Source organism: Caproicibacterium sp. XB2, from assembly GCF_044880635.1.
GTDB lineage: Bacteria > Bacillota > Clostridia > Oscillospirales > Acutalibacteraceae > Caproicibacterium > Caproicibacterium lactatifermentans.
This window is the reverse complement of the sequence record NZ_CP173227.1, coordinates 786,966-800,662: the sequence shown is the minus strand read 5'-3', so window position 1 is coordinate 800,662 and position 13,697 is coordinate 786,966. Positions and strand designations below refer to the sequence as shown.

The following is a 13,697-nucleotide window of genomic DNA, read 5'->3' as shown; positions in this document are numbered from 1 at the left end:
TAGATGGACCATCAGAAAACGCTGCAGGAGCTTCAGGAAAAACTCGATGAAAATTACAATGCCTTTGTGCAGGGATGGTTAAATCTCGACACACCGACCCTGATCGAAAAAGCGGAGGAAATCGCCGCAACCAAAACGGTATACAAGGCGCTCCGGGCCAGCCATTTCAGGGACATGGAATATCTGCTCCGATTCCGGAACCCTCTGGAGGTTGTGCGGGATCAGTGGATGGAGGAAGAATCCTATGCGCCCGATGAGGATATGGAGCATGTTCTCTGGTCGGTCGCGGACCGCAGCGACGCAGAGCAGAGTTATGAACTTGACGAGGATTTTCACCCTCCGGAACAGCAGGGGGTGAAACTGTGCTGAAACGGCTCCGCTCCCGCCGCGGGGAAGGTTATATCGACATCGCGGTGCTGGTGCTCTGCGCCATGCTGGTCATCGCTTTCGCGGTCAAACTGTTTCCCGTGTATATAGAGAAAAACCAGCTGGACTCCTTTGCCACGGAGCTGTGCCGGGAAGCGGAGATCTCAGGCCGCGTCGGTACGGAAACGGACGCACGGGCGCGGGAACTGGAGGAACAGACCGGGCTGCACCCGTCTGTCGACTGGTCAAAGACAGGTAAAATCCCGCTCGATCAGGAATTCACAGTGACGGTGTCCGCACAGGCGAATATCGGACTGTTCGGCGGATTCGGCAGTTTTCCGATCAATCTGGAAGGAAAGGCCAACGGGAAAAGCGAAATTTACTGGAAATGAGGTGAAGGAAAACGTGCGCAAAAAACTGAAGCATATTCTGAAAGACCGGCGCGGGTTTTCCTTCCCGCTGGTTGTGGCGGTCGCCCTCGCGCTGGTGCTCATCCTGTGCGGGATCTCCGAATACCTGCGTCTATGCATCATCGCGTCGGGCGTCCGGGATGCGGTGCAGTCTGCCGTCGTCGCTACCGTAACCGACAATTACAGCAACGTTTATCACGGAATCCGTGAGGGATATTCCGGTGGATATCGGCCCAGCGGCTCTTCCTGGGTCGGAAGCGTCAGTACCGGCGATATTTATGGTCGGCTTGATCGGAACCTCGGCCTTACAAATGAAAGCGGAGCCCATGTGAAGGAAGCGGGCGGCGCGGAGGAATTCAAGATATCCGGCCTGTCGGTAACCATACAAAACGCGCCTCTGGCGCCCTCCAATCCGGCCAACAGTCCGGTCTTTATGGCCGACGCGACGATCCAACTGGAAGTACCGGTGAGCTTCGGCGGTAAGACGCTTCCTCCAATGCACGCCAAATTGAAAGTTCGGGCAAAATATATGCCTGTTTTCTAAAAAAATCGCAGTAGCAATAGACTTTTTACCCTTTCTGTGATAGTGTGTGAAACAAGAGGAAACAAACGGAAAAGAGAAAAAAGGAGGTCAAACTCCATGAAGAAATTATCGGATAAAGCCAAAAGATCATTGACTATCGCCGGCATCGGCGTGGTGTGTGTGGCTGTGATAATCGGGATTTCCTATCAGCTTAAGGCCGAGGGAGCCAAAGACGTTGACGTCACACCGTCCTCTTCAGCCTCCTCCAGCGAAGTGACTGTCTCACCTATCGGGACGGATAATAATACAACGGAAAGCACGGCGCCTTCTTCGTCCGCATCCTCTCAGGCACCGGAGACCTCAAGCAAAGCGGATCAAGTGATACAACCCGATGTATCGAAACCCGCGGCACCTTCCTCTAAACCCGCCGCACAGGGCAGCACTACAAATCCGTCCAAGGCACCGACGTATAGCTCGAAGGATACTTCTCCAGGCAAGGGATCCGGAGATAAAAACTTTCAGAAAAAAGACGGGAAAATCTATGTCCCCGGATTTGGATGGGTAACGAACAACGGCGGCGGTGGCTCGGGAAGTACAGCGAGCGATATGTATGAAAACGGAAACAAGGTCGGACAGATGGACTGAGTCAAATTTCAAAATTTAAAACAGTATTTAAGACGCACGGCATAATTTGGCTGTGCGTCTTTTTTATTTTGGAGGCGATTATGAAGCGGCTATTCAGCATCTTTCTTTCTCTGGCATTGCTACTGACGCTTTGCACTCCGCTCAGCGCTTATGCCGATGGGGACAGTGACGGAAACATCGATCATGGAGGCGGCGGGCTCGGAAACGGAAGCGACGAGAATTTCTGGGACTCCGGTGACGAAGGTGTCCGAGTAACCGTCATCCGGGCCAGCGACCATGCGGTGGCGTCAGCTTCCGTGGATTTCACCAACAGGCATCCGGATAATATTATCATCAACTTTGGAAAAGTAAGCAAGATCGCCTACAACAACGGCCATGCGCTGGCACTGAATACCGGCCGGTATTCTTATGTCAATCCAGCGCAGCCGCTTCCCAAGATCATCAACTCCGATCAGGGGCAGTCCAGTATCGAAGTAATAAAAAGTTATTTCACTGACGAACAGGTGCTCCGAAGTATTGCAAACCTGACTGGCTTTAGCTACTCGATTCTTACCAATGGCAATTACAAAATTCTGTTGGAACCTATCGCATATTTCACTTTTTATGGCGCACGGGTGGCGATGACCGCTACGGAAGCCGCATTGTACGATCAGAGACTCGGAGGCGACCTTCGTTCCAAGATGGCGTCCCTGACGCACAAGAATTTGCCGCTTTCTATGTTTCTCGATACCTCGGATCTTGGTTACCCCGCCTGGACGGGTTCCAGAGATGATCGCGTGTCCGACTCCACGATTATTTCCTCTCTCGGTCTCGGCATCGTCCGCTTTTCCGCAGCCGAACCGCCAACGCAGGTCAGCACTCAGAATTACACTTACCATGTCAACACCGAAGTTATCACACCGGTGACTGTCAGCGGCGGGCAGTCGGATCCCGACCACCCGGTAACGGTAAGATTCAATATCGGCGGCAGAAACTATGCGGTTGGCAACGTATATTATCCTGACGGCGACAGTCAGCTGGCTTGGGTGCGCTGGACAACGCCTTCCACGCCGCAGTCCATGGCCATTCATGTGTCTGCAACGGGCGGAGGAAGCACCAGTGAAGGCACAATCAACGCGAGCATTGTGGATCTTTCCGGTCATGACCCGCCTGATCCCAACGCCGATGACCGAAACAGCGGCTATTCCCCGGCGAGTATGCCAAGCAATCCACAAAAAGCTTCGGCCTCATGGAACGTATGGCGGCCCGTATGGCATGCCGATTGGGTGTGGGTTTCGGACTGGATTTGGCACGGCGACGACACCAGCGGTTCTTGGGAGGACAACGGCAGTTGGGTTGACCACGGCTGGTGGGACTTTGCCTGCGACACCTATTCCGCAAGCCTTTCCGCGTCCATGAGCATCACGCCGGACGGCAAAGACCCGACTGCATCCGACGAAACAATCAAAAGCGGATATGGAATCCATCAGACCGCTGCGGCGTCAGTCAGCACCAATCATTCCTCGGCGGTAACTGGCGCTCAAACCGCCGTCACCTACTTCCCCGAATTTGGGTATAAGACGTATTGGCGCCTGCTGGACCCAACAGCCGGCGGGTACAACGCACGGTTTGAATTTGCCCCCAACCGCTATTCCACCTACAACCGGCGCACTCATTTCACACCGCTTTGGATGCCGGACGGAAGCTATACTCCATACACCTTTTTGGAAGATTGTTGGACCCCGACCGGCATGCTCAGCATGAATCTGACCGACTCAGTGACAATTAGGGGAAACCTGTGGTCGGACTGGCGCGCCATCCCGGCATTACCCTGAACCATCCGCAGATAAAGAAGAAGGCCGCAGACATCATGCTCTGCGGCCTTGAATTTTATCCTACAATGAAAGGTGTGAAAGCATATATGAAAAAGCGGAAGAAGTTTGTGATTCTCATTTGCATGGCTTTAGTGATGCTCTCCGTGTTTTGTATCACGGCGTCCGCAGCCGGCAGCGGCGACGTGGCGGGGGCGGTACAGAGTACCTGGTCGACTGCTTCCCAGCAGATCAAGACGGTTGTCAACAAAGTGGTTTTCCCCGCTATTGATCTGATTCTCGCTGTTTTCTTCTTTGCAAAACTTGGCACGGCTTATTTCGACTACAGAAAACAGGGCCAATTTGAGTGGGCCGCGCCAGCCATTTTGTTTGCGTGCTTAGTTTTCACCTTGACGGCCCCCCTTTATATCTGGGGTGTCATCGGGATGTAGCCAATTGACCGGTCAGCCTAATCCCGGTGTTATAAGGTCTAACCAGCAGACCGCTTGGCGTTTCCGATATTTTGTTTGTTATTTTCTTGCTTTGTAAAGGGCAATTCGGTATACTATAGTAAAATTTACATATAAGGGATGATGAAAATGCCTCGCGGCAGCCGTAAGACCATTGAAGAACAGATTTCTGAGGTTGACTCGAAACTCAAGGAACTGAACGAGCAGAAAAAGCAGCTTCTTGAAAAAAAGGAACAGGAGGATATCCAGACACTTCTCGAAGCGGCAAAAAAGGCCGGAGTATCTCCCGCGGAGCTTGTAAAAAAGCTCAAGGAAAAGGCTCCGACAGAGGAATGATTGCTATAAAAACCAAGTGACCTATCCCAAAACATAAAAACGAGAGGCTGGCATCCTGTCGAAAAGCGCAGGATACCGGCCTCTTTTGCTTTTCTGAAAGCCACCATACGGTGGCTTTTTATTTTGCGCAAAGGAAGTGAATGCTGTGTTCATCTGGAATTTCGTAGCTGGAACCGTGCTCAATCAGATTATCGACTGGATCTATAGTCAGATCGTCGGTTTCCTTGGAAACTTTTTCGCGCAGATGGGTGACATGGGTGCCGAGCTGTTCGACATGGACTGGGTGAAGTCCATCGTTCTCTTTTTCGTTTACCTGGCCTGGGCACTATACGGTACGGGTCTTGTAGTGGCGGTTTTCGAGTGCGCCATTGAGTATCAGTCCGGTCGCGGCAGCATCAAAGACACAGCCCTCAACGCGATCAAAGGGTTTATGGCAGTCGGGCTTTTTTCGACCGTACCGGTGGAGTTGTATAAGCTGTCCGTATCCCTGCAGAGCAGCCTGACGGCGGGCATCACCGGTTATGGTTCGGGAATCAGCGACCTTGCAAGCTCAATCATCACCGGGCTTAACTCGGCAGGCACACTGGAACAGGCGGCAAGCACCAATGTATTCGGCGGGCTCGGCGCCATTACCAGCCCCATTCTGATCTTGTTTATCCTCATTCTCATGGGGTACGCCGTGATTAAAGTATTTTTCAGCAACCTCAAACGCGGCGGAATCCTGCTGATCCAGATCGCAGTGGGAAGTCTGTATATGTTCAGCGTCCCGCGCGGCTACATTGACGGATTTGTATCATGGTGCAAACAGATCGTCGGGTTGTGCCTGACGACGTTTCTGCAGGCGACCATCCTCTGCGCCGGTCTGCTGGTGGTCAAAGACCATGCCCTGCTGGGGCTTGGGCTGATGCTGTCGGCCGGCGAGATTCCCCGCATTGCCGGGGCTTTCGGACTTGATACGTCAACCAAGGCCAACCTCATGAGCGCGGCGTATGCCGCACAAACCGCAGTGTCTATCACCCGCACCATTGCGAAGGCGGTGGCGAAGTAAACGAAAAGAAGGGATGAAGTTTGAAACTGGTCTATATCTGTTCCCCATACGCGGGGAGCATTGAGGAAAATGTCCGCTTTGCCAAAGCCGCGTGCCGGTACGCTATGAAGCAGGGCTGCGCACCCATTGCCCCGCACCTTCTGTACCCGCAGTTTTTGAACGATGCCGTTCCCATGGAAAGAGAAGCCGGTATCCGAATGGGGCTGCGGGTTTTAGCCTCCTGCGAAGAACTGTGGGTGTGTGGAAATCATACCAGCGAGGGTATGGAAAAAGAAATTGCTGAAGCAAAGCGGCTCGGCATTCCGGTCCGCAGGATATCGGCTGAACAAATTCAGAAAAAACAAGCCATCAGGCAGTACGGCATTCTGGCGCGCCGCAGCGCCTTGTCGGTCTGCGGTTCCGCCGAGGCGTGGGTGAAACAGGATGGAGAGCCGGTAACGTTTGACACCTACGAGGAAGCGGCCACCGAAGCAGGGCGGCTTAATGAAGGAATAGGGCCCGTCAACCGGACGGTGGAATATTTTCCGCAGAAAAGAAGTCCCCTGCCGGAAGAAACGCTTGTCTTCGGCATGAGCATGCGGCTATGAGCACTTCACTGACCATGGGCAGTCTATTCGACGGGATAGGCGGCTTTCCCCTCGCTGGCAGCCGGCAGGGCTTCACCCCTCTGTGGGCCAGCGAGATCGAGCCGTTTCCCATCCGGGTGACCAAACTTCATTTTTCAAATATGATTCACGTAGGCGACATTACTCAGCTCAACGGGGCAAATTTGCCCCCTGTGGATATGGTCTGCGGGGGCAGCCCGTGCCAGGATCTGAGCACTGCGGGAAAGCGGGCGGGGCTCCAGGGCGCGCGTTCCGGGCTGTTTATGGAACAGATCCGGGTGATCAAGGAGATGAGAACACATGACGCAGGAACCGGACGGACAGCTGACGCTGTTCGCCCCCGATACATGGTCTGGGAGAACGTACCCGGCGCCTTCTCCAGCGCCGATGGAGAGGATTTCCGTATCGTGCTGGAGGAAACCTGCCGAATTGTCGACAGCGCCATATCTGTTCCTCGACCTCCGGGCGGGGTGTGGTACGCTGCTGGGTGCATTATGGGAGATCAATTCTCCCTCGCTTGGAGAATATACAACGCTCAATACTGGGGTCTCGCCCAGCGCCGCAAAAGGGTGTACCTTGTCGCGGATTTTGGAGACTGTACCGCACCCGAAATATTATTTGAGCAAGACCGCCTGTTTGGGGATCCTGCGCCGGGCGAGGAAACGCGGGAAAGACCTCCCGCCGGTGCTGCAAATGGCTCTGGAGATTCAGGCAGGGATCCGGTCAACATAGGCGCGGATGGCAGTTTCGTTGCCTTTGCCTGCAACCAGCGGGACGAGGTGCGGAATCTCCATAATGTGTCCGGCACCATTCAAGCCCAGCCGGGGATGAAGCAGCAGACTTTTATCGCTCATCCGTCCAAGGAAACGCAGACTTCCAACTGCCTGACTTCATGGGACACCCAGCAGAAGCGGATCTTTACGGAAAAAAGTGTCGCTCCGACGCTTGCCGGTGCGGATGGAAACGGCGGCAGAAACCCCGGTGGCCTCCTGCTGTCTGCGGGCGTAGTCAGCAAAGGAAACGGCGAGTGTTTTCTCACACCGGAACAGCATACAGCCCTTTCATTGGGCGGCGGGCAGGCAGGCCAGGGATATCCATGTGTACTGACCGCCGCCTTTTCCACGGGAGCCGGTGCTGCGGCGGGCGGAATCGGATATCATGAGGAATGCGCGCCGACCCTTAAAGCGACCGAAGGCGGCAACATGGTGCCAGGCGTTCTGTGTCTGAACGATCAGGGCGGGAGCCGCATCGATCTGAGCGGCAACCTCTCCGGTACGCTCCGGGCGCAAGAGCATGGGCACACGCCTCTCGTGATGGGCGAACCGGAGTTATATAAAAACCACAGGATCGATTCCCGCTACACCGGGCCGCACGGCGTGGCGCCCACAATATCCGCGCGGTACGGAACGGGCGGCAACAACGTGCCGCTGATCAGCCAGCCGAGCGAAGGGGTCGGCTCCGACCTTCCTACCGGTCAGAGTTACTGCATCGCCGGCAACATTATCGACCGGCAGGATCATAACGGCGGCAACGGGATCGGCGTTCAACCAAACATCAGCTACACGCTGAACACCGCGGACCGGCATTGTGTCTTTTCTCAGCAACGAAGCGACGAGTACACGCCGAACGGCGTGGTCAGCACCCAAAGTGCCCGCCAGTATAAAGACGCGACCGATCTCGTGTGCGACACCGACATCGCGGGAATCAACTGCCGTGCCGGATCGGAAAACGGCGACCTGTGCGGTACGCCGCAGTCTCATCCAGGCGGCGGTTATTCGTTCAACACTCTGTATCCAGTGCGAACCGGAAAGCTCATCCGACGGCTGACACCGCTCGAATGCGAACGGCTCCAGGGCTTTCCCGATCACTGGACGGATATCCCCGGCGCATGTGACAGCGCGCGGTACAAAGCCCTCGGAAACAGCGTGGCGATCCCCTGTGTGGAGCATGTGCTCCGGGGGATCGCTTATTTTTTGCTCAAAATCAGAAATAAAAAGGACTGATTGCATGTATATCTATCCGGATAATCTCCGGGCGAAGCCCACCCTCTGGCTGTGGGAGTTGCGGGATCTCGGCGTGATCGGCATCGGCCTTCTCCTCGCGGTGCTTGCGTTGGCTCAGCTGCGATTTCTGCCGCCTATTGTCCTCGTCGCGCTTTACGCCTTTTTGAGTATCCGCTTCGACGACACCAGCATTTTGAATTTCATCAAGAATGCAGCGGCTTTCTTCCTCACGAAACAGCAGTATTTTGAATGGGGGCTGTCGGACGCTGCGAATCCGCCTGATATGGGACCGCGTGGAAGGAGCAAAAACTTATGAGCAGGCAAACAAAAAAACAGGCAAGGCAGTGGCAGACCACCCGCCAGCTGATCAACACAAAAGCCATCACCGATTACAGCCTGCAAACCTATCGGAACGACGAACTGGTCTATTTTATCGTGCAGCCCACAAATATCTCCGTGCTGTCTGAAGAAAGCCTGTCCGCCCGGATCTATGCGCTGATGACCGTCCTCAAGGGGATTGCGGAATTGGAGTTTATATGCTTAAACAGCCGCGAAAATTTCGAGGGCAACAAGCAATTTCTGCGCACGCGGCTTGAAAAGGAACAGAATCCGGCTATCCGTGCTCTGTTGGAGGCCGACCTGAACCATCTGGATCGTATCCAGATGCAGATGGCGACGGCGCGGGAATTTCTGGTCGTGCTGCGCCTGCGGAATGAGAAGCAAGGCGAAATTTATTCCTATCTTAACCGCATTGAGAAGACCCTGCGGGAACAGGGCTTCTCCGCCAAACGCGCAGATTCAGAGGACATCAAATGCCTTTTGGCCGTTTACTTCGAACAGAATGTCACCTCTGAAAAGTTTGAGGATTTCGACGGGGAGCGTTGGTTGATTCCAGACGAATAGCGGTGCCAGTTCTTGTTGGGTTTGGTAATAGACTTGACACAGAATTTCGGATATTGTGTATCCAAAGGGGTCCCCTTGGATTACATATTTACGGTTAAGGACGTGTAAAACGATGAAGGATGTTGACGAGGCGCTGAGCGACTATCTGGAAACCTATGAGGCCGATGAGATCTTCAACGACCATTTTTCCGGCATCCGCAGAGCGTTTATTGCGGGTTTTAAGGCGGCGGGAGGCGAAGTTCCCCCGATACAGCCCGTATTCAGGATCATACGGCAAGACCATCCCCCAAAATGATTCAGGAGGGATCGCAAAGAATCTATTATGAATGTTTTTGAATCGGCATTTACCCAGCTGTGCGAATCCATGGCGTTCGATGCCGTGCGCATTTGTGGATCCGGACACCATACCGCTCTTTTGTTGCTAAGGCCACAAAAGGAGTAACCGTAAAGCCGATTTATACTGTTCACTCATCACAAGCATGAAACGCCATCAATTCAAATATCTGCCCATCTATGCTGATTGTTTCGTCAATAGGGATCACTGTGCCGTCGGTCATAACGACAACCTGTTCATATTCGTCTATCTTTTTAGCTGAGCCGACAGCAGTAACATAGGCACCGCCTTTTTTCTTCGCATCCGGCTGGAAATAGGTGATCGTGATTTCGGGATGCTCTTTAATCCGATCTGTTATGATTTGCAGCTTTTCTCGCAGAGCGTCCTTCGCATATTCGTCCAACTCTACTCTCTCGTCAGTCAGTCTTGCGGTTTCTTTGATTGCGGCTTCATAACCGGTCAGTGCGGCAAACGGGGAAAACTGAGCTGCCCGGTCAATAGCGGTCATATGGGAACGTGTCGCGGAGATATGGTGAGGGAGATTGATGATGTCGTCATATGTCCTTTTCATGCCTTGTGCCCTCCAATCTGCCTGTTCCGATCTATTGTGGTAGCGCCTTCCTCCAGATTCATACCCCTTAGAATGGCGTTCTTGCCGTGTTTCTTTTTTATCTCCAGCATTGTTTTCTGCACCTTTTTTTCTCGTGCAAGTTCGGATTTTTCATCCTCTTTTTTCGCCTGCGCAGCCGCGTAATCCGTAAAGAGATCAAGCTGTTCAAAGTTGTCCGCCTTTTGAACAGTTCCCTCATCAACAACATGATTTGCTGTAATGTTGACTCTTCTGATCAGGAGATTTTTGTCAATGATGCGGTCAAACAGCTTTGCGACGGCATCCAATATTAGCTTTGTAGACGAGGTCGGTCTGCCAAGATTTATTGAACCATGCGCGGATTTCGGAACGGCGCGTCCATAGTGATCCATGGTAATTGCTCCGTGATATGATTTTTTTATCGTCGGATTTGTCAGATTTTCGATATCATATCCGACCGTCAAGACAAGCTGGTCGGTCACAAGCCGTTTATCCACCAGATCGAGTACCAGCAGATCGGTCATTTCCCGCACGATCAGCTTCGCTTTGTCAAAAGTATAGGCGGATTGCAGCACCTGCCCCGATCCAACACTGTTTGAGCCTGGCTTATATGCTTTAATATCGGCAATCGTGCATGGTTCCCACCCCCAGGCGTGGTCGATCAGCAGCTCGGCGTTGACGCCGAACAGCCTGTACAGTAAATCCTCGTTATAGTAATCGGTAGGTTTACCGAGAGAGCATCTCGCAATATCCCCCATCGTAAAGAGGCCGTGTTCCTCCAGCTTCTTGGCATATCCTTTTCCGACGCGCCAAAAGTCCGTTAGGGGCCGATGTGACCATAGGGAGCGTCGGTAGTTCATTTCGTCCAACTCGGCAATCCGCATACCGTTGTTATCAGCCGGTATGTGCTTTGCCTGGATATCCATAGCGATCTTGCTGAGGTACAGGTTTGCGCCAATTCCCGCCGTTGCTGTAATGCCAGTTGTTTTGAGTACATCCAGAATCATTTCCTTGGCAAGCTCACGGGCTGAGAGATTGTAGGTGTTCAGATATGCGGTGGCATCAATAAATACCTCGTCAATGGAGTAGACATGAATATCCTCGGGCGCGATGTACTTCAGGTAGATATTGTAAATTTGTGTGCTGTACTCTATATAATAGGCCATCCTCGGCGTTGCGACAATATAATCCAACGAAAGACCCGGTGAGGATTTCAGTTCGGTATCGTTACAGGAGGCACCGGAAAAGGCTCGTCCCGGTGCTTTGCGCAGCCGTCCTGCATTTACTTCCTTGACCTTCTGTACGACCTCAAACAGCCTCGCCCTGCCGGGGATGCCGTATGCTTTGAGGGAAGGAGAGACGGCGAGGCAGATGGTTTTTTCGGTGCGGCTTGCATCAGCGACAACGAGGTTGGTGGTCAGCGGATCAAGCCCTCGTTCCACGCACTCGACCGAAGCGTAGAAGGATTTTAGATCGATTGCGATATAGGTCCTGTTCTCCATGCTTATTCTCCGGCCTCCTCCTTTAAAAGTCATCTGTTTGCAGATTGAAATTACAGAGTTCCCATTTTACGTTTCCCCACTATGCTTCATGAAAAACCACGTTTCAGGGGTACCATTCGTTGAAATATATAGTACATTACCCTAAAATTAGAAACCAAGTTGTTTCAGCGTTTTCACAATGTCTGATAAAGTGCATTTAACATCGCACTTATTATACCATGCTTAACCGCAAGAGGGTCCGTGCCGTCACAGAGATGTGACGGCTTTTTTATCCAAAATCCAATCGGGAAGGAAGATGCCAAATGGCAAAGCAGCAGAAGACGAAAACGCCGCCGCAGGAGGATGTCCGCATGCAGGAATTTCTGGACATGATCGCACCCTCGGTGATCAAGTTTTTCACGGATTATTTTATCTGCGGCAACACATTTCGGTGCGTTTGGGCTTTGCGTGAATACCCGACGACGACCGATGAGCAGGCCATCTTACGCTATCTCGGAGAAAAAGACGGCGTAACCCTGCACCTCTACACCAGGCACGTCACACCCATGGAGGAAAAGAAAATCATCTCAAATGCTGCGAACAAAAACCGTATGCAGCGGAGCAGCACACAGGATCTTCAACAAACCGTCACAGCTGAGTCGAATTTACAAGACGTCACCACCCTTGTCACACAAATGCACCGGAGTAAGGAGCCGCTTCTGCATACGGCGGTTTACATCGAGCTCTCCGCCCACAGTCTGGAACAGCTCGGTCTGCTTCAAACCGAAGTGCTGACAGAACTCATTCGTTCCAAGCTCAATGTGGATAAACTCCTGCTCCGCCAGCAGCAGGGATTCCAGAGCGTCATCCCCTCAGGCTGGAATGCGTTTTCCAGCCAATTTGAGCGGGTCCTGCCCGCAAGCTCCGCCGCCAACCTGTACCCCTTTAATTATTCGGGCAAAACAGATCCCCATGGCTTTTACCTGGGCCGCGATAAGTTCGGCTCGAATATAATCGTGGACTTCGACAAGCGGGACGATGATAAAACCAACAGCAATATTTTGATCCTTGGCAATAGCGGCCAGGGCAAAAGCCACCTTTTGAAGCTGATCCTCTGCAATATCCTTGAATCCGGAAAAAGCGTGATCTGCCTCGATCCGGAACATGAATACGTTGATCTGGCCGAAAACCTCGGGGGGTGTTTTGCCGACCTCATGAGCGGTCAATATATGATAAACCCTTTGGAGCCCAAGACCTGGGACGAAGGCGGCAGCCCCGAGGATAAGGAAGCGCCCCAGGCATTCCGGCAGCGGACAAAGCTCAGCCAGCATGTTTCTTTCCTGAAGGACTTTTTCCGCTGTTACAAGAATTTTTCCGACCGCCACATCGATGTTATCGAAATCATGCTGGGTAAGCTCTATGAAAAATGGGGGCTCAGCGACCGCACCGATTTCAGCAAGCTGGAGGCCGCTGATTACCCCATCCTTTCCGACCTGTACGCGCTGATTGAGGATGAGTACAAAAGCTACGACCAGGCAAAATATCAGCTCTACACCGCCGAGCTCCTGCAGGAAATCCTGCTGGGGCTCCACTCCATGTGCCAGGGCGCCGAGAGCAAATTCTTCAACGGCCATACCAATGTGACTTCCAACCGCTTTATTGTGTTTGGCGTCAAGGGATTACTGCAGGCCAGCCGGAATGTCAAGAGCGCTCTCCTGTTCAACGTCCTTTCCTTTATGTCCGACAAACTGCTGACCGAAGGCAATACGGCCGCCAGCATCGACGAGCTGTATCTGTTCCTGACCAACAATGGCGGCGGGAACGGTAACAATTATGTGGTCATTGAGTATATTCGAAGCTGCATGAAGCGGGTACGGAAAAAGGACTCCGCCATGATTCTGGCCTCGCAGAATCTCGAAGATTTCAACATCGAGGGCATCAGGGAGCTGACGAAGCCGCTGTTTTCCATCCCCACGCACGCGTTCCTCTTCAACGCTGGCAACATCGACAAGCATTTTTACATCGACTCCCTGCAGCTCGAGGAATCCGAGTACAACCTGATCCGTTACCCTCAGCGGGGCGTCTGCTTGTATAAATGCGGCAACGAGCGGTATAACCTGATGGTCACCGCACCGGAGTACAAATCAAAACTCTTCGGTACGGCCGGAGGCCGCTGATCATCGGAAAAGAGATG

Annotated in this window: 16 protein-coding genes; 14 read left to right on the top strand and 2 right to left on the bottom strand. The window is 52.9% G+C overall.

Annotated elements, in window-relative coordinates:
• Window positions 1–3: 3 nt before the first annotated feature.
• The 13 genes from ACIHKT_RS03830 to ACIHKT_RS03770 all read left to right on the top strand — a co-directional run bounded on the left by ACIHKT_RS03830 (window position 4) and on the right by ACIHKT_RS03770 (window position 9,394).
• Window positions 4–369, top strand: a complete 366-nt coding sequence (locus tag ACIHKT_RS03830; RefSeq protein ID WP_086035619.1) for a hypothetical protein — start codon at window positions 4–6, stop codon at window positions 367–369.
• Entirely contained in the window at window positions 363–758 is a 396-nt protein-coding gene (locus ACIHKT_RS03825) for a DUF4320 family protein (RefSeq protein ID WP_086035618.1), read from the top strand. Before ACIHKT_RS03830 ends, ACIHKT_RS03825 begins: the two co-directional genes overlap by 7 nt.
• A 13-nt stretch (window positions 759–771) precedes the next feature.
• Entirely contained in the window at window positions 772–1,320 is a 549-nt protein-coding gene (locus tag ACIHKT_RS03820; protein WP_086036839.1) for a hypothetical protein, read from the top strand.
• A 96-nt stretch (window positions 1,321–1,416) separates the two neighbouring features.
• A complete protein-coding gene (locus ACIHKT_RS03815) occupies window positions 1,417–1,944 on the top strand; it encodes a DUF6550 family protein (protein WP_086035617.1) in 528 nt (175 codons plus the stop codon).
• A gap of 80 nt (window positions 1,945–2,024) precedes the next feature.
• Window positions 2,025–3,758 carry a hypothetical protein gene (locus ACIHKT_RS03810; RefSeq protein WP_086035616.1) on the top strand — a complete coding sequence of 578 codons (1,734 nt, stop codon included), beginning with the start codon at window positions 2,025–2,027 and terminating at the stop codon, window positions 3,756–3,758.
• Window positions 3,759–3,844: 86 nt separating this feature from the next.
• Window positions 3,845–4,186 carry a DUF3852 domain-containing protein gene (locus ACIHKT_RS03805; RefSeq protein WP_086036838.1) on the top strand — a complete coding sequence of 114 codons (342 nt, stop codon included), beginning with the start codon at window positions 3,845–3,847 and terminating at the stop codon, window positions 4,184–4,186.
• A 141-nt stretch (window positions 4,187–4,327) separates the two neighbouring features.
• Complete coding sequence (locus tag ACIHKT_RS03800) at window positions 4,328–4,540, top strand: hypothetical protein (protein WP_086035615.1); 213 nt, start codon at window positions 4,328–4,330, stop codon at window positions 4,538–4,540.
• A 145-nt stretch (window positions 4,541–4,685) separates the two neighbouring features.
• On the top strand, window positions 4,686–5,588 hold the full coding sequence (locus tag ACIHKT_RS03795) for a conjugal transfer protein TrbL family protein (RefSeq protein WP_086035614.1): 903 nt from the start codon (window positions 4,686–4,688) through the stop codon (window positions 5,586–5,588).
• Window positions 5,589–5,608: 20 nt separating this feature from the next.
• Entirely contained in the window at window positions 5,609–6,175 is a 567-nt protein-coding gene (locus tag ACIHKT_RS03790; protein ID WP_174193245.1) for a DUF4406 domain-containing protein, read from the top strand.
• Window positions 6,172–8,196 carry a DNA cytosine methyltransferase gene (locus ACIHKT_RS03785; RefSeq protein WP_404352787.1) on the top strand — a complete coding sequence of 675 codons (2,025 nt, stop codon included), beginning with the start codon at window positions 6,172–6,174 and terminating at the stop codon, window positions 8,194–8,196. The genes ACIHKT_RS03790 and ACIHKT_RS03785 overlap by 4 nt, the downstream gene beginning before the upstream one ends.
• 4 nt (window positions 8,197–8,200) lie before the next feature.
• Window positions 8,201–8,512 (top strand): hypothetical protein, encoded by a 312-nt coding sequence (locus tag ACIHKT_RS03780; RefSeq protein WP_086035611.1) that lies wholly within the window; start codon window positions 8,201–8,203, stop codon window positions 8,510–8,512.
• The gene (locus ACIHKT_RS03775; protein ID WP_086035610.1) at window positions 8,509–9,099 is read left to right on the top strand and encodes a hypothetical protein; all 591 of its coding nucleotides are present in this window, start codon (window positions 8,509–8,511) and stop codon (window positions 9,097–9,099) included. Before ACIHKT_RS03780 ends, ACIHKT_RS03775 begins: the two co-directional genes overlap by 4 nt.
• A gap of 112 nt (window positions 9,100–9,211) precedes the next feature.
• Window positions 9,212–9,394 carry a hypothetical protein gene (locus tag ACIHKT_RS03770; protein WP_086035609.1) on the top strand — a complete coding sequence of 61 codons (183 nt, stop codon included), beginning with the start codon at window positions 9,212–9,214 and terminating at the stop codon, window positions 9,392–9,394.
• Between the two features lie 169 nt (window positions 9,395–9,563).
• On the opposite strand, the gene ACIHKT_RS03765 is transcribed toward ACIHKT_RS03770, so the two are convergent.
• Together ACIHKT_RS03765 and ACIHKT_RS03760 are read right to left on the bottom strand one after the other, a co-directional pair.
• Window positions 9,564–10,004 carry a hypothetical protein gene (locus ACIHKT_RS03765; protein WP_086035608.1) on the bottom strand — a complete coding sequence of 147 codons (441 nt, stop codon included), beginning with the start codon at window positions 10,002–10,004 and terminating at the stop codon, window positions 9,564–9,566.
• The gene (locus tag ACIHKT_RS03760) at window positions 10,001–11,524 is read right to left on the bottom strand and encodes a DNA methylase (RefSeq protein WP_086035607.1); all 1,524 of its coding nucleotides are present in this window, start codon (window positions 11,522–11,524) and stop codon (window positions 10,001–10,003) included. Before ACIHKT_RS03760 ends, ACIHKT_RS03765 begins: the two co-directional genes overlap by 4 nt.
• Window positions 11,525–11,826: 302 nt before the next feature.
• On the opposite strand from ACIHKT_RS03760, the gene ACIHKT_RS03755 reads away from it, so the two are divergent.
• Window positions 11,827–13,680, top strand: coding sequence for a VirB4 family type IV secretion system protein (locus tag ACIHKT_RS03755; protein ID WP_086035606.1), 1,854 nt, complete (start codon window positions 11,827–11,829; stop codon window positions 13,678–13,680).
• The last annotated feature ends 17 nt before the right edge of the window (window positions 13,681–13,697 follow it).